The 20033-nt window shown below is 64.9% G+C and carries 24 protein-coding genes; 9 read left to right on the top strand and 15 right to left on the bottom strand.

The features are described 5' to 3' along the window. Positions 1-1680: phosphoketolase family protein (locus VFE28_11725; protein HZM16662.1), on the top strand; the 1680-nt coding region annotated here is incomplete at its 5' end. A 76-nt stretch (positions 1681-1756) separates the two neighbouring features. Further along, positions 1757-2794 (top strand): hypothetical protein, encoded by a 1038-nt coding sequence (locus VFE28_11720; GenBank protein HZM16661.1) that lies wholly within the window; start codon positions 1757-1759, stop codon positions 2792-2794. Between the two features lie 45 nt (positions 2795-2839). On the opposite strand, the gene VFE28_11715 is transcribed toward VFE28_11720, so the two are convergent. The 10 genes from VFE28_11715 to VFE28_11670 all read right to left on the bottom strand — a co-directional run bounded on the left by VFE28_11715 (position 2840) and on the right by VFE28_11670 (position 10349). Next, positions 2840-4573 (bottom strand): hypothetical protein, encoded by a 1734-nt coding sequence (locus VFE28_11715; GenBank protein HZM16660.1) that lies wholly within the window; start codon positions 4571-4573, stop codon positions 2840-2842. A 53-nt stretch (positions 4574-4626) separates the two neighbouring features. After that, positions 4627-5121, bottom strand: a complete 495-nt coding sequence (locus tag VFE28_11710) for a hypothetical protein (GenBank protein ID HZM16659.1) — start codon at positions 5119-5121, stop codon at positions 4627-4629. A gap of 530 nt (positions 5122-5651) precedes the next feature. Continuing rightward, complete coding sequence (locus VFE28_11705) at positions 5652-6137, bottom strand: hypothetical protein (protein ID HZM16658.1); 486 nt, start codon at positions 6135-6137, stop codon at positions 5652-5654. A 14-nt stretch (positions 6138-6151) separates the two neighbouring features. Then, the gene (locus VFE28_11700; GenBank protein HZM16657.1) at positions 6152-6694 is read right to left on the bottom strand and encodes a hypothetical protein; all 543 of its coding nucleotides are present in this window, start codon (positions 6692-6694) and stop codon (positions 6152-6154) included. Continuing rightward, a complete protein-coding gene (locus tag VFE28_11695) occupies positions 6691-7164 on the bottom strand; it encodes a GNAT family N-acetyltransferase (GenBank protein ID HZM16656.1) in 474 nt (157 codons plus the stop codon). Before VFE28_11695 ends, VFE28_11700 begins: the two co-directional genes overlap by 4 nt. A 27-nt stretch (positions 7165-7191) precedes the next feature. Then, positions 7192-8679: a helicase HerA-like domain-containing protein gene (locus VFE28_11690; protein ID HZM16655.1), complete on the bottom strand. Its 1488-nt coding sequence runs from the start codon at positions 8677-8679 to the stop codon at positions 7192-7194. Positions 8680-8701: 22 nt separating this feature from the next. Then, the gene (locus tag VFE28_11685; protein ID HZM16654.1) at positions 8702-8944 is read right to left on the bottom strand and encodes a hypothetical protein; all 243 of its coding nucleotides are present in this window, start codon (positions 8942-8944) and stop codon (positions 8702-8704) included. Between the two features lie 119 nt (positions 8945-9063). Next, positions 9064-9522, bottom strand: a complete 459-nt coding sequence (locus VFE28_11680) for a nuclear transport factor 2 family protein (GenBank protein ID HZM16653.1) — start codon at positions 9520-9522, stop codon at positions 9064-9066. An 83-nt stretch (positions 9523-9605) separates the two neighbouring features. Beyond that, positions 9606-9992, bottom strand: a complete 387-nt coding sequence (locus tag VFE28_11675) for a VOC family protein (protein ID HZM16652.1) — start codon at positions 9990-9992, stop codon at positions 9606-9608. A 33-nt stretch (positions 9993-10025) separates the two neighbouring features. Next, positions 10026-10349 carry a DUF2834 domain-containing protein gene (locus VFE28_11670; protein HZM16651.1) on the bottom strand — a complete coding sequence of 108 codons (324 nt, stop codon included), beginning with the start codon at positions 10347-10349 and terminating at the stop codon, positions 10026-10028. A 728-nt stretch (positions 10350-11077) separates the two neighbouring features. Here VFE28_11670 and VFE28_11665 point away from each other — a divergent pair. Both VFE28_11665 and VFE28_11660 read left to right on the top strand, forming a co-directional pair. Next, the gene (locus VFE28_11665; protein ID HZM16650.1) at positions 11078-11479 is read left to right on the top strand and encodes a hypothetical protein; all 402 of its coding nucleotides are present in this window, start codon (positions 11078-11080) and stop codon (positions 11477-11479) included. A gap of 14 nt (positions 11480-11493) precedes the next feature. Continuing rightward, positions 11494-12249 (top strand): acetolactate decarboxylase, encoded by a 756-nt coding sequence (locus tag VFE28_11660; protein ID HZM16649.1) that lies wholly within the window; start codon positions 11494-11496, stop codon positions 12247-12249. Here VFE28_11660 and VFE28_11655 read toward each other — a convergent pair. The 3 genes from VFE28_11655 to VFE28_11645 all read right to left on the bottom strand — a co-directional run bounded on the left by VFE28_11655 (position 12233) and on the right by VFE28_11645 (position 14003). Continuing rightward, the gene (locus VFE28_11655; GenBank protein ID HZM16648.1) at positions 12233-13165 is read right to left on the bottom strand and encodes a retropepsin-like aspartic protease; all 933 of its coding nucleotides are present in this window, start codon (positions 13163-13165) and stop codon (positions 12233-12235) included. The two genes, VFE28_11660 and VFE28_11655, sit on opposite strands and share 17 nt — an antisense overlap. Positions 13166-13194: 29 nt before the next feature. Continuing rightward, a complete protein-coding gene (locus tag VFE28_11650; GenBank protein HZM16647.1) occupies positions 13195-13641 on the bottom strand; it encodes a hypothetical protein in 447 nt (148 codons plus the stop codon). A gap of 68 nt (positions 13642-13709) precedes the next feature. Next, a complete protein-coding gene (locus VFE28_11645) occupies positions 13710-14003 on the bottom strand; it encodes a hypothetical protein (GenBank protein ID HZM16646.1) in 294 nt (97 codons plus the stop codon). A gap of 235 nt (positions 14004-14238) precedes the next feature. On the opposite strand from VFE28_11645, the gene VFE28_11640 reads away from it, so the two are divergent. The 4 genes from VFE28_11640 to VFE28_11625 are packed head-to-tail and all read left to right on the top strand — an operon-like array spanning position 14239 to position 17688. Beyond that, complete coding sequence (locus VFE28_11640; protein HZM16645.1) at positions 14239-15384, top strand: hypothetical protein; 1146 nt, start codon at positions 14239-14241, stop codon at positions 15382-15384. A gap of 31 nt (positions 15385-15415) precedes the next feature. Next, positions 15416-17314 carry a sodium:solute symporter gene (locus tag VFE28_11635; protein HZM16644.1) on the top strand — a complete coding sequence of 633 codons (1899 nt, stop codon included), beginning with the start codon at positions 15416-15418 and terminating at the stop codon, positions 17312-17314. Positions 17315-17329: 15 nt separating this feature from the next. Then, on the top strand, positions 17330-17458 hold the full coding sequence (locus VFE28_11630; GenBank protein HZM16643.1) for a hypothetical protein: 129 nt from the start codon (positions 17330-17332) through the stop codon (positions 17456-17458). Then, on the top strand, positions 17455-17688 hold the full coding sequence (locus VFE28_11625; GenBank protein ID HZM16642.1) for a hypothetical protein: 234 nt from the start codon (positions 17455-17457) through the stop codon (positions 17686-17688). The genes VFE28_11630 and VFE28_11625 overlap by 4 nt, the downstream gene beginning before the upstream one ends. Positions 17689-17764: 76 nt before the next feature. Here the strand turns inward: VFE28_11625 and VFE28_11620 are convergent, their stop codons facing one another. Together VFE28_11620 and VFE28_11615 are read right to left on the bottom strand one after the other, a co-directional pair. Further along, positions 17765-18145, bottom strand: a complete 381-nt coding sequence (locus tag VFE28_11620; protein HZM16641.1) for a DUF2255 family protein — start codon at positions 18143-18145, stop codon at positions 17765-17767. Positions 18146-18153: 8 nt separating this feature from the next. Next, the gene (locus VFE28_11615) at positions 18154-19230 is read right to left on the bottom strand and encodes a CAP domain-containing protein (protein ID HZM16640.1); all 1077 of its coding nucleotides are present in this window, start codon (positions 19228-19230) and stop codon (positions 18154-18156) included. Positions 19231-19365: 135 nt separating this feature from the next. On the opposite strand from VFE28_11615, the gene VFE28_11610 reads away from it, so the two are divergent. Beyond that, a complete protein-coding gene (locus tag VFE28_11610) occupies positions 19366-19995 on the top strand; it encodes a hypothetical protein (protein ID HZM16639.1) in 630 nt (209 codons plus the stop codon). Positions 19996-20033 lie beyond the last annotated feature (38 nt).

The following is a 20033-nucleotide window of genomic DNA, read 5'->3' as shown; positions in this document are numbered from 1 at the left end:
CACCAGAAAATGGCGGCCACGCTCGACAGCATCGCCGAAGAGATCGCGCACCTGCGCCGGGCGGCGCGGAACGGCAACCGGCCTTCTCGACCGCGCTGGCCGATGATCATTTTGCGGACACCCAAGGGCTGGACGTGTCCGAAGGCCATCGACGGCAAGACCACCGAGGGCTCCTGGAGATCGCATCAGGTGCCGATGGGCGAGATGCACGAGAATCCCGCTCACGTGAAGCTGCTCGAAAAGTGGCTACGCAGCTACCGGCCCGAGGAGCTCTTCGACGCCAGCGGACGGCTGCGCACCGAGGTGGCGGCGCTGGCGCCGCAAGGCCAGCGTCGCATGGGCGCGAACCCGCACGCCAACGGCGGTCTGCTCCTACGGGATCTCCGTCTCCCCGACTTCCGCCGCTATGCCGTGGAGGTCTCCCAGCCCGGTGCCACAAGCGCCGAAGCGACGCGGGTCATGGGGCAATACCTGCGCGACGTCATGAAGATCAACATGGAAGCGCGCAACTTCCGCCTCTTCAGCCCGGACGAGAACAACTCCAATCGCTGGCAAGACGTGCTGCAGGTGACGAAGCGCGCCTGGAACGCCGAGATCCTCCCCGACGACGACGCCCTCGCTCCCGACGGCCGCGTCATGGAGATGCTCTCGGAGCACCAGTGCCAAGGTTGGCTGGAAGGATACCTGCTCACTGGACGCCACGGCTTCTTCTCCTGCTACGAGGCCTTCATCCACATCGTCGACTCCATGTTCAATCAACACGCCAAGTGGTTGAAGGTGTGCAACCACATCCCCTGGCGGCGCCCCATCGCTTCGCTCAACTATCTGCTGTCGAGCCACGTCTGGCGGCAGGACCACAACGGCTTCAGTCATCAAGATCCGGGTTTCATCGATCACGTGATGAACAAGAAGGCAGAGGTAGTACGAGTTTACTTGCCCCCCGACGCCAACTGCCTACTCAGCGTCACCGACCACTGCCTGCGCAGCCGCAACTACGTCAACGTGGTCGTTGCCGGCAAGCAACCGGCCCCACAGTGGCTGAACATGGACCAGGCGGTGAAGCACTGCACCGCCGGAGTGGGCATCTGGGATTGGGCGAGCAACGACCAGAGCGGCGAGCCCGATGTCGTCATGGCTTGCTGCGGTGACGTGCCGACGCTGGAAACACTGGCCGCCGTCGACCTCATGCGCCGGCACCTGCCGGAGCTCAAGGTGCGCGTGATCAACGTGGTGGACTTGATGACTTTGCAGACCGCGGAAGAACACCCTCACGGTCTTTCCCACCCGGACTTCGACGTTCTCTTCACCAAGGACAAGCCGATCATCTTCGCCTTCCATGGCTACCCATGGCTCATCCACCGGCTCACCTACAGGCGCACGAACCACAAGAACCTGCACGTCCGCGGTTACAAAGAGGAAGGCACGACGACCACGCCCTTCGACATGGCGGTGTGCAACGAATTGGATCGCTTCCACCTGGCGCAGGACGTGATCGATCGCGTTCCCGGCCTCGGTCCCCGCGCCGCCTACTTCAAGCAGGCCATCCGGGACCGGCTCATCGAGCACGAGCAATACATTTGCAAGTACGGCGAGGACATGCCAGCGATTCAGAATTGGCGCTGGGGCACCACCGGAACCCAGACGCGCCGGCGCCAGTCCACGGAGGCGGACAACATCTGAGTCCCGAGAGGCGTGGTAGACACCGACGCGCTTCGCGCCAAGGCTAATGCCGGGCGTTAGCTAGCTGCATAACGTTATGAAGCACAAGCACGGGCCGCTGAGGCTTGCTCTGGTAACCCACCTCGCGACGCTTGCGTTGGTAGGGTCAAGCGCACTTGCCCAAGTCTCTGGTGGCCGCAATCTTCTCCAAATCGCGCTCGTAGTGGTGACATTCCTAATGGCGCCCTGCATTCTGCAGGCTCAACAGCAGCCTGAAAACACCTACTGGAGTCATCGCAAGGCCGTGGTGCTCGCCGTGAAGTGGGGGAAGGATCTTCGTTTCGTGACGGCGACCGTGCTCGAGGACCATGCTCGGCCGACGCTCGCTGAATCTCTCATTGTCGTCGCCCCGAGCTGGCCCATGCCGGACTGGTTGCGGCCACCTCTCGGAAGTGTCGCAAGGCAAGCCTACACAGTTTGCGTGGCTCACGTCACCGATCGCACCGAGGCCTCGAACCCGAGCGCGCGGCATCTGCCCGAGGCTATGCGCGACTTGCTGACCGACGGCTTGTTCGGGGAGTGGATGCTGGAGCTTTCGCATGACGATTCTCTCACCACTTGGGCTGACTTCATTGTCATCCAAGAGACCTCGATGTGGACATATGGCGAGTCAGAGAAGTATCCGGACCTTCTTCACTCACCCGAGATGCTGGCGAAGCAGCGATTTGACCTCCTCCATACATCCCCAGGTGGACGCTGGGTTCTCGATCATTTCCAGGGCATGGAGATCGACTCAACAGGGAGACTCGGAAGCGACATCGACACGGGCTACAGTGTCTATGACAACGCCACAGGGAACCGCATCTTCTATGACGTCTCGACGACCGCCTGGATCACACTGGCAGCTTGGTCGAACGACTCGTGCTTCGTGATGACAGGCTGCAAGGCGGTCGAACCTTACAGAGGCTGTGACATTCCCGTACGCGCACCCGTCATCTGGATAGGGAACCCACTCTCGGGAAGGTTGACGACCTTTATAGGGGCACCGCTCTCGCACTGGAAGGAACGTCGCGTGTGGGACGGCTGGCACAAAGTGTTCCGGAAAGCCTACCCCAAAGTTCGCAGCGTGCCGTGACCAATCAAAGGGGGTTGAGACGTGGCCCAGGTCAAACAGGGGCGACTAGGCCTCCCCGGCCCGGGCCGCGAGACGCAGGATGGCCCGCCGCAAGCGCGGATGGGCATCGAAGCGGCGGACGAAGTCCGAGTCGCGCCGGCCGCCTTTGGCACGGATGACTTGGACGAGGGCCCGCTTGTCGGCGGCCCCCCACCTCGCGACCTCCGGTAGTGCCGTGACCAGCGGCGCCCAGCGTTGCCAGGCCTGGCGCTCGCCAGCGGAAAACCCGCGGAACGAGCGCAGCCCGAGCGTGTGGGCGGCCTCGCCGGCGCAGACGCGCAAGCCACGCTCGCGCTCGGCACCGAACCGCTCCGCCAGGTGCTCCGTGATACCGAGACTCACGTTCCAGAGGGGCAGGAGGCCAGGCCCCCCTGCGGCGAGGCTGCGCCTGCCGCTCCGCTGCTGGGCGCGCCCCGCGCCGCGGCCGCTCGGAACGAAGAACACGTGCTCGGCGGCGAGCTTCTTCAGTGTGGCGATGCTCGAACGGTGCCGGGGATTCGCTTGCATCGCGGCGAGCTCGCCGCGGAGGACGCGGCGCACCTCCGGGTCGAGGGGCCGGAAGCCGAGCTTGTAGTAGAACCACCAGGCACCGGACGCCAGGCCTTCCTTGTTGCCGTAACCAAGCTGATAAGGATCGATGCTGAAGGAGTCGGAACCGAAGAGGTACCGTGTCATGGCAAGAACGCGCCCGAAGACCTGCGCCGCCTCGCCGCCGCGATAGGTCTCGAAGGTGTTGTAAGCCACCTCGGCGTGACGGAAAAGAGCGCTCGCCAAGACATAGCCGATGGGAACACCGTTCTGCAGGGTCAAGAAACCGTAGATGGCATGCAGCAGCGGCCGGCGTTCGGGAAGGAAGCCGATGGTGACGAACTGCAGGCCGTGGCCGAAATCGACGAGACGCACGTCGTCGGGGTCGCCGAAGGCGAAGACATCCAGGTCGCGGGAGCGGGTGAGCATGGCCTCTCGGGCCAGGTCGAGAAGGCGCTGCCCTTCGCGCCGCCTCAAAGCATGTACAGCGACGGGGCGGCGGTGCACTTCCTGGCGCAAATCCGGACGCGAGCGGTCGAGGGGCTGCGTCTGGTACACCAGCGGTGCGGCGCCGTATTTCGCGCGCGTGCGCGACGGCGTCTCGGAGCTCGGATCGAGGCGGTACCACAGGTCGAGCCGGTCGTGCAGCGCTTCACGCTGGAAATCGTCCCCCGGCAGCGCCTCGATGCGGCGGACGAGGAAGGCTGCATCTGTTTCCGCCGGCCCCTCGAGGCGCTCGAGCCAATCCCGCGGCGAGAGGTCGAGCTCCTCGAAGCCGGCGATCTCACTGTACGGCATGAGGAGCGGCAAGACTTCGAGGATTTGCTCGGCCCGACCATTCTCGCGCCAATCGAGCTGGAGCTGCTCGGGCCAGCGTCTTGCGACCCAGCGCGCCATCGGCCAGAAAAGTCGGTAGTGGATCTGCGTCCCCGCGATGCCGGTATCGGTGAGAACAGAGCGGAAGCGCCGCAGATCCCCGCGGTGCGCGAACGCTGCGAGCATGCGCTCGACCTGGCCGAGCACCGCATCGTCGTCCGGATAAGCACGGAGAAAGCACAGGATCTCGTGCAGGCGCAGCACGGCCTTCGCCGTTCGCAGCCGGCGGCGCGCGAGCTCGCGTAGCAGCTCCAGCTTCGCCACTCCAGCGCCGCCGCTATAGCTCCCCCGCGCCGCCTCGAGACGCCGGAGGAGCGCTTCGGCCCCCTCGCCCATGGACCTCCTCGGCTGCCGTCGCGTCGCCATCGTTGCAAATGAGCCGCGCGCGCCTACGCGGCAGCGCGCGTCGGCTCCATTTGCGTGTTAGGCTGCATCCCTCGCAGTAGTCCCAGGATCAGGAACAAGACAAACGGAATCCCGTTGATGATCGCCCGCGGTTCGTTCTCGAAGTGTCCATACGCGTTGAACCAGTGCACCCACGCGTCGAGCAAAAAATAGAACGTCACTGCCCAATGAAACTTGGTGCTCCGATTGTAATGGCGGGCGAACCAGATGAACAGGATGCCTACGAGCACGCAAAGAGTGCCCCACTCCTGAATCAGGTGCATCGTGAAGGGGTCGTTTCGGCCCATCTCGAAGATCCGATCGTGCACCCAAGCCGGCAACAAGCCTGTTCCCAGAAGCAACACCGCCACGCCGAGCAACAGATAGAACCCGGCGGCGAGCACGTATGAGCTTCGCGTGATGACATCGACGATTCGCCGCATGATCGACTCCTGATTGGCCTGTCCCGGCCCGGCGACTGCCGGGCTGATGTCCGCCATGTTCAGTACTCGATTCGATTCCTTTGCAGCCTAACGGGTAAGCGTTCACGCGCTGGCGCTGAACGCCTCCCATCCATTCTACCGCTGCCCGCTCCCAGCGCCCGGCGCGTGCAACGCGCTGTTAGGTTGCTGAGCGAGCATTACGGACTCCGGTCCCGACACTTTCTCGATGTGACAGCGGCAGGCCCCGTCAGGCCGCGCCACGAACTCCGCAGTGAAACTCAAGTCACTCTTGACACCCACCACCCCCAGCCGATCACCGCGGAAGTCCAACATCTTAGCGAAGCCATCGTCCAATACCGTGTAGACGCCGCCGCTCTCGGCCGTGTTGACATCCAACTTCTCGCCGGTACGCAGGAGAGTGGTCTGGACGTTTACTCCCGCTTCAGGTGTCCCGCTGGGGCTTAGAACTGTAACCCGGATAGACACGAAGTTCAACGTGCAGAGGCATTGCTGCTCATTACAACCCAAGAGCAGCATGCTCAGCACCGCCATCAGGATTGTGAATCGCACACCATACCTCAGGTAACCTAACAGGCAATGGTGCGACGGGTCTCGGGCCGGAGCGCTGCTTCGACGCCGGCGATGACGAGACCGACGACCAACAGCACCAGCGCCCAGCAGACGAACTCCAGCGCCACCAGCGCCGCCGGTTCCCACAGCACGTTCCACGGCAGATAGAACTCGAACCAGGGAACCATCAGCACCCAGCCGACCACGCCGAAACGCAGACCGCGCTTCCACCAGGACCCCGACCACGGGCCCGAAAGCCACGCATACACCCAACCCCAGAGGACGCCGACGGAGAGCAGGCCCACCGCGAGCAGCCAGGGTGCCTGGGTGGCGCGTGGCCCGGGTTCGTCGGCGAAAGCGGCAAGCAACTTGGCGCTTTGTCGCGCCGGATCACCGAGGATCGCTTGGGCGGGAGCGAAGAAAAGGAAAGTGCCACCGAGCCAGGCCACACCGCCGGCGAGCCCGGCGATGAGACCACGTACCCAGGAAGAAGATCGGAGCATAGGACGACCCCGCCTCAGTCGTTGCTCGTAGGTTGCGGCTTCGTCCGTCGTGACTTCTTCGGCGCCTTCCCCCCTACCGTCATCGACCGCTTCCCTCGCGCCGCCTTCGCACGCTTCCTCCTTGCCGTGCCCTGCGCCTTGCCGTTGCTTCGCGAAGCTTTCTTCCTCGCGCTTCTCGCCGGCCGTTTTGCCGCCCTCCCGAACCTTGCCGCTGGCGGCCGCGCATGACGAGGCTGATAGACGCCGAGCTTCCCGCCACCCGGCAGGGTCAACTGCGTCAACACGCCCCAGCCCAGGCTTTGCACCGGCCCGCAGGCGATGTTGTGCTGCTTCATGGAAGCGACGAACGCCGCAATGTCGTCACACATCAGATAGAACTCGTGGACGTCGTTCTCGTCGGACGGATGCACGGCCACTTCCGATGGCGGCAATCCAAAGATCAGCCAGCCGTCACCCACATCGACATTCGGCAGGTCGAGCACATCGCGCAGGAAAGCGCGGTCTTCCTCCGGGCTCTTGCTGTAGATGATCGAATGCGCCCCGATGAGCATGGTCATGGCCTCCCTTTTGCTGCCTCGCCTTTTGGGTTGTCCGCCAGCATCATGATGTAATCGTGATCTTCTTCCCCTACGGTCTCGAACCCACACTTCTCCAGGACCCGGATGGATGCGGCGTTCTGCTTGGCGACATAGGCATGCAGAGGGCGCGCCGCGACGAGGCCGAGGATTTCCCCCAGTGCCGCGGTGGCGATGCCCTTGCCCCAATACTTCTTGCTGATCCAGTAGCCGACGAGGGTCATTCCGCCCTGCGGCCAGCACCCGATGTTCCCCGCCACCTGTCCGTGGAAGAGGATCGTTCTCAGGATGCAAGTGTCGTCGATCATGATCTTGGACCAGTGCGCCATGAAAGCATCCTTGTCCCGCGACGGAAAGCGGGCGATGCGGGCGGCCTCCGGGTCCATCTGGTCCTCGAAGAAGATTGGGAGATCGTCCTGGTTCACTTTTCGCAGGGACACATCGCTTGCCATGGCTTCTTCACGAACTTCCCTTCGGCGTCAACGACGCCTCGTTCCACCGAGGATGCCTCCCAGCACGCCCCGGAGGATTTGGCGCCCGAGCTGGCCGCCGACGGTGCGTGCGGTCTGCTTGGCCATGGTCTCCACCATCCCCTGACGGCGCTTGCTGCCCCAGAGCAACTCGCCCAGCTGCCCGCGCTGCGCAGGGTGTTGCTCCGCCGGTCCTGGGCTGGACGCCGGCGACGACTCTGCCGCTTCCCTGCGCCGGCTCAGAATCTCGTAGGCCGACTCGCGGTTCACCGACGCGTCGTACTTCGCCCCCACCGGACTGCGGGCGCGCACTGCGGCGCGCTCCTCTGGCGTGAGTGCACCGAGCCGGCAGCGCGGGGGACAGATGAGGGTACGCTGCACCGGCATGGGAACGCCACGCTCTTGCAGCGTGGACACCAGGGCCTCGCCGACGCCGAGCTGGCCGATGGTCTCCGCCACGTTCAGCTTGGGGTTGGCGACGAAGGTTTCTGCGGCGGTGCGCACCGCCTTCTGGTCACGCGGTGTAAAGGCACGCAGAGCGTGCTGGATCCGGTTCCCGAGCTGGCCGAGGATCTCGTTCGGCACATCGTCCGGGAACTGCGAGCAGAAGTAGACGCCCACGCCCTTGGAGCGGATGATTCTCACCACCTGCTCGACGCGCTGCAGTAAAGCCGGCGAGGCGTCCTCGAACAGCAGGTGCGCCTCGTCGAAGACGAAAACGAGCTTCGGCTTGTCGAGGTCTCCCACCTCGGGCAGATTCTCGAAGAGCTCCGACAGCAACCAGAGTAGGAAGCTCGAATACAGCCGTGGCTTCAGGATCAGCTGACCGGCAGCCAGGATGCTGATGATGCCGCGGCCGCTCAGATCGGTGCGCATCAAGTCGCCGAGCTCCAAGGCCGGTTCGCCGAAGAAGGCCTCGCCTCCCTCTCGTTCCAAGGACAACAAGGCCCGTTGGATGACGGCCACGGATTGCACGCTCACCAAGCCGATCTGCGTCGCGATCTCCTTGCGGTTTTCGGCGGCGAAGGTGAGCAGAGCACGCAGGTCATCGAGGTCGAGCAGTAGCAGGCCGCGCTCGTCCGCCAGCTTGAAGACGATTTCCAGAACCCCGGCCTGCGTGTCGTTGAGCTCGAGCATCCGGCCGAGCAAGGTCGGGCCGATCTCACTCACCGTCGCCCGTACTGGATGACCGTCCTTGCCGTAGAGATCCCAGAACACCACCGGACTGGGCTCCTGGGCGTAGCCCTCCATGCCGATCTGCTCGACGCGCTGGCGAATCTTCTCGCTCGGTGCACCGGCCATCGCCAGACCGGCGACATCGCCCTTCACGTCCGCCATGAACACCGGGACGCCCAGACGCGAGAGACCTTCGGCCAGCACCAACAGGGAAACGGTCTTGCCCGTCCCGGTGGCGCCGGCAACCAGGCCGTGCCGGTTGGCATACTGGGCCAGCAGGTGGACAGGCTGTTCGCCCTTGCCGAGGAGTATCTCGTTCATGCGCTCTTTGCGCGAGAAGGGTTCAAAGGGCCAGCTCCCGTTTCTGCTTCAGACGTTCCCAGGCTTGAGTGTCCGCCGGCTTCACCCAGTCCCAGCCGATGCGAGCCCAATCGGGATCTTCGGCGTCGAGTCCCAGCTCGCGCACTCCCTCGGCAAGGGTCACGAAGAACTGTGACTCGTAGGGAAACAGGTACCCACCTTCCGCGGCCAACGAGGCCCGCGCTTCCTCGTAGGTCGTGAACCAGCGATTCAGGATTGCATCCATCCGAGGCACGTACATCGTGGGCCCTACAGCTCGCCCTTCCATCATGTCCGATCCCTCACCTTCGCTCGCTTCCGTTCCCGCCTTCCCTCCGGTCCCTCGCCGTTCGTCAGCGTCAGGGATCACGGCGGTGTCACGCGCGTCGTCTGATGCGAGACCATCCGCCACCCGCCCGACTGTCGCACGTAGACGTGCACATAGACGACCTGGGTCTCGACCCGTTGGCCATCGAAGTCCACACTCGCGTCGAAGATCCCATTGACCACCGCAGCATCACCGTAGGCACGCACCTTGCGCTCGGTCACCTCCACACGGTGATAGCGGAGACTCCCGGTTTCGAGACGCTCGAGGAACTGCGCCTTGGTTTCGATCTTCCCGGTGCTGTGAATATAGACGAGATCGTCGGCATAGAGGTGGCGCAGCTTCTCCAAGTTCTTGTCGAGCAGAGCCTGTGCCCACTGCTGGTCGACCTGGCCGACCTCGTCGCTGGTCTTCTCCGCCTTCTCCGCCGTGGCAGGTCCCGCGATACCCAACCACAGGAAGGCGATGACAAGAGCGGCCATGCGCCTGCCTGCACCCATGGGAAACCTCCTGCGCTCGAGAACTCGCTTCCCCTGTTGTTTCACCCCCAGGCCCCGAGGAGCTCTCCCGGGCCGGCAGAGGCTCAAGTCTTCGACGGGGTCGAACGGCCAGGTTCCTGATAGAGGCCGATCACGTTGCCGGCGGGATCGCTGAATCTCGCGGTCACTTCGGGGGCATCCACACCGATCGGCTGCACCAGCTCACCGCCGTGAGCCACGACGGCGTCGACAGCCGCGGCCACGCTGTCCACCATGATGTAGAAGAGCAGACCCGGCTTCGCTGAGGGCGGGCGGGCTACGACCCACGCCCCACTCACTTCGCCGGTCGTGTCATCGAAGGCGGTGGAGCCATTACTGCGCTGTCGGATCCGCCAGCCGAACACTTGCGCATAGAAGTCGGCCGACTTGCGGATGTCGACCGCAGGGATTTCCAGGTAGCAAATCTTGCCGTTCACCGAATGGGGGGACATCGGAGCTCCTTCGATCGTCGATGCAGCGCCATTTCAGGTAACTCGCTCGAGTCGCACTTGGCGAAGGTACAAGAACAGCGGCAGCCCCAGCGAAACCCCGACGGCCAAGCTGGCGGCGACCGGTGCCCACAGGTGCCGCACGCCTAGGCGGCGGCCTTCCAACGCGACGAACGTCCAGAGTACCGCCGTGGAGACGAAGACGTCCATCCCGAAGAAGGCACCGATGCGGTTGGCGAACAGTTCCCGGAAGAAGAGCGGCAGGTCGAGCCCGTGGGCGGCGAGCCACGGGCCGGCCTGCGCATAGGGAAGCACAGTCCCCAAGAGACAAAACAGCAGGTAGGACCAGCGTGGGCTCATCGTTCCTCCTCCTTCGGCACCCAACACACCATGGCTCAGCCGCTCATCGCGTCCGGCGTTTCGCTCGACCGGCGCTGGCGCCCGAACGCCACTGTAACGGAATGCGGGATGATTCTTCTCGGACACTTGACCCGGCCCAGAAAGCCCCGCATGTTTCCGCCGCCCCACCGGCATCCTCCCTGGGAGCCGCATGATGCCGACTGCTTCGTCCACCGAACCGCTCTGCGAACGGCGGTCCACGGCCCGACTCAGATGGCCCAACCCCATCCTCTTCCTCATTAAGTGACTTCCACCAGTGAACTCTTCATCTCTGCGGTGGCAGCAACAGGCGACACGGTGGGATTCTCCTTGAGGCTCGTGCAGCATCCGGCGCTGGAACCCGATGGGAAACGGGTCTTGGAGCGGCAACAGATTGCCGCTCAGCTTGCGCCCGGCGATACGATTCGGGCGTATGGGGATACGTGCTATCAACGTGACGGACGCATACTCTGGCTTCAAGTGGAAGCCCTCCGCCTACTGGATACCGCCCGGCGCTCTTCTGAGGCAGTTGGAGTTCGAACTCTTGTCACGCCGGTTGTCAGGGTGCATGCTCCTGCGGCGGGAAAACGAGAACCCGGCCGAGAGGAACCAGAGTGACCCTGTTTCGACGCAAAGCGAAGCCCGATCCGGCGGAGGCGATTCGGGGTCTGAGGCAACGGGCGCTTACCGTGGAGGCAACCGAGCTGGGGTTGGCTCCGACCGCGGGCCGGCCCCACGTCTGGGGCGTTCTCATGGAGACCGGCTATCCGGAAGCGATCGCGACGCTCGTGGTCCTCGCCGAGGGCTCGACGAGCCTCTACTTCAGCAACGGAGGCGGCGTCATCGGTGCCGGGGAGCACGAGGCAGTGCGCGTTGCCAGCGAAAGTCTTCTCTCCACAGCCGAGACCCAGCTGGCTCACCTCGAGGGCGTCGTCGCGACGCCGCCCCCCGACATCGGACGCGTACGGTTCTACCTGCGGACTTTTGCCGGCACCGTGGGAGCGGGAGCGAACGAAGCGGATCTCGGGGAAGGCCGGCACATCCTATCGCCTCTGTTCCACAGCGCGCACGCAGTGATCACGGCCATTCGAGAATCGACACCACCATCCTAGAGATCGCACGAAACATGCGACATTGGCGTTCCCTCGTCACCCTACCTTGCCTCCTGCTGAGTTGCGGGTCGAAAGATGGCGGCTCGCCGCCCCACAACCACCGCTCCTGGGACGGCGTCGTCCAAGTCCACGGCACCTTGCGCGCCATGTTCCACGAGGGGCAAAGTGCAGCGACCGTGACTCTGGAAGCGATGCTTCCCAACCCCGATTTGTACGCCGTCGGCGCCCTGGCCGACCTGGCGGGGGAAATCACCGTCGTCGGCGGGAAGGTCTACCTGTCCTACCCTGAGGGCGAAACGGCACGAACCGAAATGCCCTCTCGACCGAGTGCTGGGGCAGCCCTGTTGGTGGCGTCCGCCGTGCCGGCGTGGAGCGGCGTTCCCACCCACCATCGGATCCGCTTCGAGGAACTCGAGGCAGAAATCGCCGCTCTCGCCGCTGCAATGGGGATGAGCCTCGATACACGCTTCCCCTTCCTCATCGAGGGTGAGGTCGAGGACCTCCAATGGCATGTCATCGACGGAGCGCGCCTGGCGGCGGGAGGGAATTCGCACGAGGACCACCGAGCTGCTGCTGCCAACGCCAAGTTGGAGCGCGCTTCAGCCACGCTGGTTGGTTTCTATTCTAGAAGCGACCAAGGCGTCTTCACGCACATGGGATCCAATACACACATCCATTGCGTGCTCGGTTCACCTCTCGCCTCGGGGCACGTCGATCATGTCGTGATTCCGGAGGGAACCACGGTGCGATTCCCTACTCGCGGGAAGTAGCGGCCTCACAGAAGACTACGCGCCGCCCTGGGTAGTCGAAGGTGACGACGTAGTTCCGCATGAACCCATAGCCGATGATGAGGTCGTGGCCCCAGTCGTCCCCCTCGAGCTGGGGTGGCGCCAGCATGACCCGGGGGGACTTCACTTCGAAGGAGCCCACGGTGATGCGCCCCACCTGGGCGAATTGCACGCGCTGCTGGACCATGGTCCCGCCGCTCAACATGCCGATGCCCGTCTTGGCACGGCTCGTGTCCGGCAGCGCACGGAGCTGAGCGCGCTCGACCAGCCGACGCATGGCGACGAAGCCCCCGGCGCCCCCGGTGTCGAAGAGGCCGCGTGCTGGTCGCCCATCCACGAAGACCGAATCGGTGAACGGTAACGCTCCCGTCTGCGCCGAGAAGACCATCGGCACGGAAGTGCAGGAACTGCCGGACGCTGGTCTCGATGGCGGAGAGCGCCGGAAGAACCGCACGATGCCGGCCGGGTAGTCGATTTGCAGCACGAGGTCTCGGAAAAAGGCAGTGCTCAGCACGCCATCGAAGGGCCCGATGAGAGGCGCCAACGACTCGGTCGGAAACACTTCGAGCAGAGGATCCTTCTGAATCGCCTCGCCGATAGCGAGGGAGCTCACCTGCGCTCGTCCGATGCCATCGGCGGCAGGGGGATCCACGACCAGGCCGAGCCGCTGTGCCGACGTCGAGACCAGAGCCAATGGTCCCCAGCCGGTATCGAGCAACAGGTGCACCGTATCCCGCCCGCTGACGACGGCAGGCAGGATGACGGCGTTCCGGTGCAAGGTAAAACGAACCTCGGCGAGCGGCTTCTCCTGCGGCTCTGGCGCTGTCCTCGAGGTCGCCGCAGCGACAAGCAGGAGGCCGAGGATCGGTACGTACTTGTGAGCTCCCACGGCGGGCATGAGATGACGCCTCCCGACGGACCAGGAGTCTAACAGGGCTGGATCTCGACCCCCGTAGCGGCCCAGTTCTCGAACGCGACCGTGTAGTGCACACCCTCTGGGTCTTCGAAGGAAAGCTCCCACTCCGCCTGCGGCGGCTCGCCCGGAAGAGAAATGCATACGAGGCTGAGCGACTCGGCGGAAGGGAGCGTCTGCGTGGTCCCCTCGCGGCCGATCTCGGCTGCCAGCGTCCGGTGCGCAGCCGCTAGGGTCTCTGCGTAGCGACGCGCGAGCTGAGCGAAGAAGGCACGTTGGGCATCACTGGCACCCGATTCCGGACACTCGATGAGCACCTCCACGGCTCGTCCAACCGGTTCGAAGGTCGCCTCGGCCTCCCAGTAGGGCGTCTCGAAGGAATAGAACTTCTTGAACTGGAATACTGGATCCGTCGGTCGGGGCCGTTTCTTGAAACCCAACGATTCGAGCAGCCTCGCCATTGCCATTCCCCTCCCACCCTACGCCCGCGGTTGCTGGTGCCCAGCCCCCGGTGGGACCGGCTCCAGGATCAAGGATCGGTCTGCGCCCATGGCGAGATCCCTGCTGCTTGGGGATCCCCCCAACCCAGCAAATCCTGTTCCCCTTCTCCCTTGGTCATGAATTCGATCTCGGCCTCATCAAGGAGGGATTCTGCCAGGTCAATCAGAGCCGGGTCTCCTGTTTCAAGAACTGTAACGAGTTCGGTCTTCGGTTCATGAAGAGAAGGCTTGGATTCGATCGGTGCCGGAACCAGGGGGACCGCGCAGTCGGCGCATTTCACTACTCCCGGGCGATACTCGGCGCCGCACTGCGGACAGAACACGTCAGTACCTTCAGAGTCGAGTTCCGACACTCATGTGCCTGGGAAGCCGCCACCCCCGGCGCCGATGCAGTATGCCACGATTCGTAGACGCTCCGGCTCGACGCGTGTAACCTGTCCCGGGCCCAAGGGCTGGAGTCCAAGGCACCTGCCCCAGCACAGGGCGTCGGGCCGCGACGCGGACGGTGGATATGCAGACGATCGACGAGAAGACGACACGACGCCGCCGGGTGGTCTCATGAGGCCAGTGGTACGCTGGATGGAGTACACGCGCGAGCGCCTGCGTAAACCGCAGCTGCCTCTCGATGCCAACAAGCATCTCAAGGAAGCCATGGAGTGGATCCATCGCGCTCAGGATGCGTCGAAGGATCGCGGCGCCGCCCACAGCTACTGCATCGGCAAGGGCTGGGAAGCTTCCCACCCGGAAGCCACCGCTGCCCTCATCCCGACGCTGCTCAACTGGAGCAAGACGTTCCGCGCTCCCGACGCAAAACGTCGCGCTCTGGAGATGGCGGACTGGCTGCTCACGGTGCAGGAGGAGAGCGGCGCCCTGTGCGGCTTCGCCGGTATGCCTTCGGTGTTCGACACCGGCCAGGTGATCTTCGGCTGGCTGGCTGCCTACCAGGAGACAAACCAGAGCGTCTATCTCCAGGCGGCGCAGCGAGCCGGCAACTGGCTCATCGGCTCGCTGGGTACCGACAGCACCTGGCACGGCCCCCTGGATCGCGGCCCCCGGGGGCGCGCCTACCACGCGCGCATCGCCTGGGCCTTGCTCGAGCTTGGCAGGTTGACCAATGACGGCAGCTACGCGGCTCCCATGCCCACCTTCCTCAATTGGGTGCTGGATCAGGAACACGAAGACGGCTGGTTCGATCACAACTGTCTCACCGACGACTCCGCCCCGCTCCTCAACACGATCGCTTACGCCGCGCAAGGCCTGATGGAAAGTGGCCTACTGCTCGGCTCTCCGGAGTTCATTGCTCCCGCCGAGCGCACCGCCCATGAGCTCGTGAAGCTCGCCGGCCCGGACGGCAGGATGGCCGGCCGATTCGCTCGCGGTTGGAAGCCGGCGGCGTCCTGGGCCTGTCTCTCCGGCATGGCGCAGATGTCCATCCTTTGGCAGCGTCTGCAGGAACTGGAAGAGGTCGTGGTGGAGGAGGACGTGGGCCTGCGCTTTCTGTCGGCGGCGAACCGAGTGAACGCTTTCCTGATGCGCACCCAGGACTGCGTTTCCGAGAACAAGGGACAGCGCGGCGGCAGCCGCGGTTCGTTCCCGGTGAGCGGGGCGTACGGGCGCTGGCGCGTGCTGAGCATGGGCACGAAGTTCTTCGTCGACGCGCTCCTGCGCGAAGTGCCCGGCGCTAGCTTGCCGTATCGGTACTGAGAGCAGCGCTTTTCGGGAGGATGCCGGCCTCATGCCGTTCAGCGCCCTCGACTGGTTCTGGACCGGCGCGTACCTCGCCCTCATGGTGGGCGGTCCGCTCTTCTTCTACAAACTCGCCCGGCGCTCCGAGTCGGATTTCTTCCTCGCCGGCCGCGGCCTGCCCTGGTGGCTGCCGGCGTCGTCCGTCTTCAGCACCCACACCGCCACCGACACGCCCATGTGGGTGACTGGAGTCGTCTACGCCCACGGCTTGCGCGGCCTCTGGTATACCTTCTTCGCCGCTTGGACTTCGGTGGGCGCCTTCGTCTCAGCACGCATGTTCCGCCGCTCGCTGGCCTACACGCAGGCGGAATGGCAAGTGGTGCGCTTCGGCGGCCTGGGCGCCGAATTGTTGCGCGGCTGGCTCGCCGGCTGGCAAGTGTTCATGAACATGTTCATCCTCGGCTGGGTCGGCATGGCGATGGGGAAGGTTTGCCACCTCGCCTTCGGTTGGCCCATCTGGGTGGGTCTCGTCATCCCGAGCACGATCACCGCCGTCTACACGCTCGCCGCCGGTTTCTGGGGCGTGGTGATCGGCGACTTCCTGCAAGGCATCGTCGCCCTCTGGGCCATCATCTTCGTCTCCGTCGTCGGCGTCGTCGCGGCAGGCGGGGCAGGCGCGGTGACGGCGCGCCTCGTGAGCCTGGGCCAGGAGTGGCGTCTCGATCCCTTCGCTTTCACCGGCTGGCTGAGCGGCGACTTTCCTGCCGTCTGGTGGTTGACGATGCTGGTCATCGCCGTCCTCGGCGGCTTCGGCATGGGCACCAGCATCGATTGGTATGTGGAAGCGCAGCGCATCCAATCGGCCCGCACCCTCCGCGACGCCTGCTACGGCATCTGGGCCGGCGGCGCCATCACGCTGGTGCGGAACGCCTTCTGGGCCGCGGGGATCCTCGGCTTCTTCGTCATGCTGCCGCACCTCGGCGCCGCTGCCGAGTACGAGCTCGGCTGGTTCCGCCTCGGCTTCGAGTTGCTGCCGGCGGGGCTCGTCGGCGTTTTCTTCGGCGCCGTGCTCGCCATCCACTTCTCGACCATTTCGAGCCACTTGAATCTCGGCGCGCTCTACTTCACCCGAGATCTCTATCAGCGTTTCTTGCATCCCGAAGCCAGCCAGCGGCGCCTCGTCTGGGTGGGGCGCATCGCCACCTTCGTGCTCCTGCTCGGCTCCTTCTTCTACGGGCTGATGATGGAAGAAATCACCCAGTGGCTCATCTTCGCGCTCTGGCTCATGATGGCGGGAATCTGGCTCCCCAACATCCTGCAGGTCGTCTGGTGGCGCTTCAACTCCGCCGGCTACCTCGCCTCGTGGATGGCGAACCTCGGGATCTCCTGGCTCGTGGTGTGGGTGCTTCCGGCCTTCGGCGTCCTCCCGAAGCTGCCGGACTACCTGCAGTTCTGGCTCCTCATGGGGCTCGGAGCCCTCGTCTTCCTGCCGGCGACGTTGCTCACCCGGGCCGAAGACATGGACCACCTGGTGCGTTACTACGTGATGGTGCGCCCTCTCGGCTGGTGGGGTCCGGTGCGCCGGGAGGCGCTGCGACGCGGTTTGATCGTCGCCGAAACGCCGGTCGACGCGACGGCGGCGAAGCGTCCCTTCATCCGCCGCCGCTGGACGAGTGCCGAGGCCGACCGCTGGTCGCGGGAGGACTGGATCGCCATCGTCGTTTCGCCGCTCGTCTTCGCCGGGATCCTCATCGGCTTGACCGAGCTGCTCCTGGGCCAGGCTACGGGCCTTTGGATCACACTGGCCACCGTGGCGGGAGGCGTCTTCCTCTACTGGGTGATCGATCCGAAGCTGCGCGCCGTGTCGGTGGAGTATGAGGCGCGGCAGGCCCGGTATCTCGAGGATCTGGAACGGCAGCATCGCTGGGGCGAGGAAGTCGGTCACTGAGCGAAGGGGTTCGAAGTGGATCGCGGTCTGGTGACATTGATCGGCATGAGCATCGCCTACATCGCCTCTCTCCTCGGAATGGGCTTCGCTTACTGGGCGTGGCGGCGCCGGCAGCGCCGCTCGGGCAAGGACAAGCAGCCGTGAGACTCGAGGTCCGTCGACGCAGGTGGACGAGCCGGGTCGGCGCAGCATTGAGCGCTTGCGCCGGTCTCGCGGCATGTCGCCCCTGCTGGGCGGAAGTCGCCGCGAGCGAGCGCCTGCCGGTGGAGACCTCGATCACAGGCTGGGTGTGGACCGTTCTCGTGCCGGTGTTGCTCTTTCTCGTCTCCTTCTTCGCGGCATACGCCCTCTACCGTCACTTTTCTTCCAAGTGATCGACTGCCGGAGACACAAACGGTGGGGCGCAACGGTCGAATCGCTGCACTGCGCGAAATCACGCGAGGTCCTGGATCAGAGGGGTACGAGCTCCGTCGTCGTGGCGCGGGACTTGGCGCGCCCGAGGTCCCGGGCGTACTTGATAGAGCCCGGCGTGTGGTACTTCTCCAGATAGGCCCGATCGACCGCGTCCTTTAGGCGCTCGCTTCGTGTCTGCACGGCGCGGACGGGAATCTCGCGCCCAGCCACTTTGAGAATGCCGCGGGGTTCTTCGAGGAAGGTGCGATACCAGCTGCGCGGCTTGAGGCTCCAGGAGCGCACGAAGACCCGTCGTTCCACGACGACGGCCCAGATGCCGATGATGCGGTGCGGCTGCGTGCCTGCCCGAATGCCCACGATCTGCCCATCGCGGACGGCAGCCACGATTCGGGCGGGAAAGCGCCGCTTCGCTTTCATGTACGGCCCTACCGGTAGAGGCGCTTGATCATGCTCCAGCTCACCGTTTCCACTGCGGCGCCTCCCGCCGCGGGATCGATGATGGTCACATCGTAGGCGAAGTCCCGGGATTGTCCGCCCACCACCACGTTGCCCACTTGCACATGGTACACCGTGTCGACGGCAGGTGGGCCGCCGGTGATTCCTTGCGGGAGCCAGGCCAGGGTGTTGTCGCCATAGCCGTTCGGGGTCTGCTGCAGGGTCACGGAAATGGACGTCGGGCCGCGCGACATGGTGACGGTGGTGCCGGCGAAGTTCGCTCCGGGCATGGAGAGCGACCACTGGCCGAAGACCACCGTGTACGGCACCCAGGTGGGTGGCGGCCAGGCCACGAACTCGGGCTGGGCGGGACGGCTGCCGAAACCGCCGATCACCCAGAGCGCATAGGCCGGGTACGAATTGCCGAAGGTGGCGCCAATGCCGGCAGTGACGAGGGGCGGATACAAGAGCCAGCGCCGGTGCCCGAGGCTCGGGACACCATTGTCGGACATCCAGCCGTCGACGGCGGCGGGCAGGGAGGAATAGCCGCCAGCGAGATTGGACTTCCCGGCGGCCTCGGCGCCGTCGGCGGAATAGCACGTCCAGCTCGTGGGCGGCGAGTGGGACAGGGAGCGGTTCGCGGTCATCATGAGAGCGGCTTCCTGGCACTTGGCGTTCCACACGGAGTCGAACGTGAGGCCTGGCAGCCCAGTCATGGCGCGGTAGTAGTCGAGGCGCATGCGACCGGCGTCGCGATAGGCGGCGCTCACGTCGCCGGCGTTGCAGGCGGCGATGTTGCCCGTCCAGCCCGAGGGGATGCCATTCGCCCCCAGGTACATCGTCTGATAGAGGTTGACCGCTTCGGCCCGCGTGGCGACGCCTCGGGCGGAGGTGAACGGCAAGGCGAGCAAGAAGGCGGCGAGCGGAAGGATGCGGGCGAAAACGGCGAGCGGCAGGCTTCGTGTGAGACTCGCGACCGGCAGGGTACCGGTGGGACCGGCGAACCGCTGGCAACGGGCGAGACCTGCCAGCCAGTGCCGCATTGCGTGGCGCCGATGCGGTTTCATGATTCCTCCAGGCTTCCGCCTGGTCGTCCAGGCGACCCACCTCGGATTGAAAGCAAGAACTCCGCACAAATGCAGGACGGGTCGGGCAGCGACGCGGTATGGTTTCGATGTCCGCGGCGGCGACCTGGAGGCTGCGTGCGATTCGCGATCGCCTGTCTCATGCTGAGCGCGACCGTCCCTGGGAGCGCCGCCGCCACCCGCTGGAGCGTGATCGCCGGCGGAGGCGTCGGCTTCCCTGCCAGCTCATCCAGCTTCCAGGAAGGACTGAGCGCTGGACCTCACGCCACCGCCGGCGTGATCTGCAGGCTCACGCCCCTCCTTTCCCTCGTCGGGCGCGGTAGCTACAGCCATTACCCGCGCGACGACGAAGGCACGCTCCTCGTGGCGGGAATCGACAAGCATCCGCTGCGAATCCTGGACATGACCGGTGGCACGATGGACGTGTGGGAAGGCAGCATCGACCTGCGTTTCTACCCGACACAGGCAGGCTCGTCGGTGCGACCCTATGTCGCGGGTGCCGCAGGTGTCGCCACGCACCGTTACGAGGGCGTCGAGATCGCCTACGCTTACGCGGGTCACACCTGGCCGGCGACGATCCCGGCCGACGACGGCACGGAAGCCAGCATCGCTGCGGGCGCAGGGGTGTCGTTCGCGACTGGGAGCCGCCTAGTCTTAGATGTAGAAGCGCGCTTGCAAGTGCTGTGGCGGCAGGACAGCGCGCTCTGGTCGGTGCCGCTCTGGCTCGAGGTCTCCCTCGGGTGGTGAGACTGGGCTCACTTCGCCTGCGTGCGGAGTCGGAGCGA

It is taken from the genome of Candidatus Krumholzibacteriia bacterium, assembly GCA_035649275.1.
In the GTDB taxonomy this organism is placed as follows: domain Bacteria; phylum Krumholzibacteriota; class Krumholzibacteriia.
Note: the sequence above shows the minus strand (reverse complement) of the source record. Positions and strands in the feature narration are given on the sequence as shown.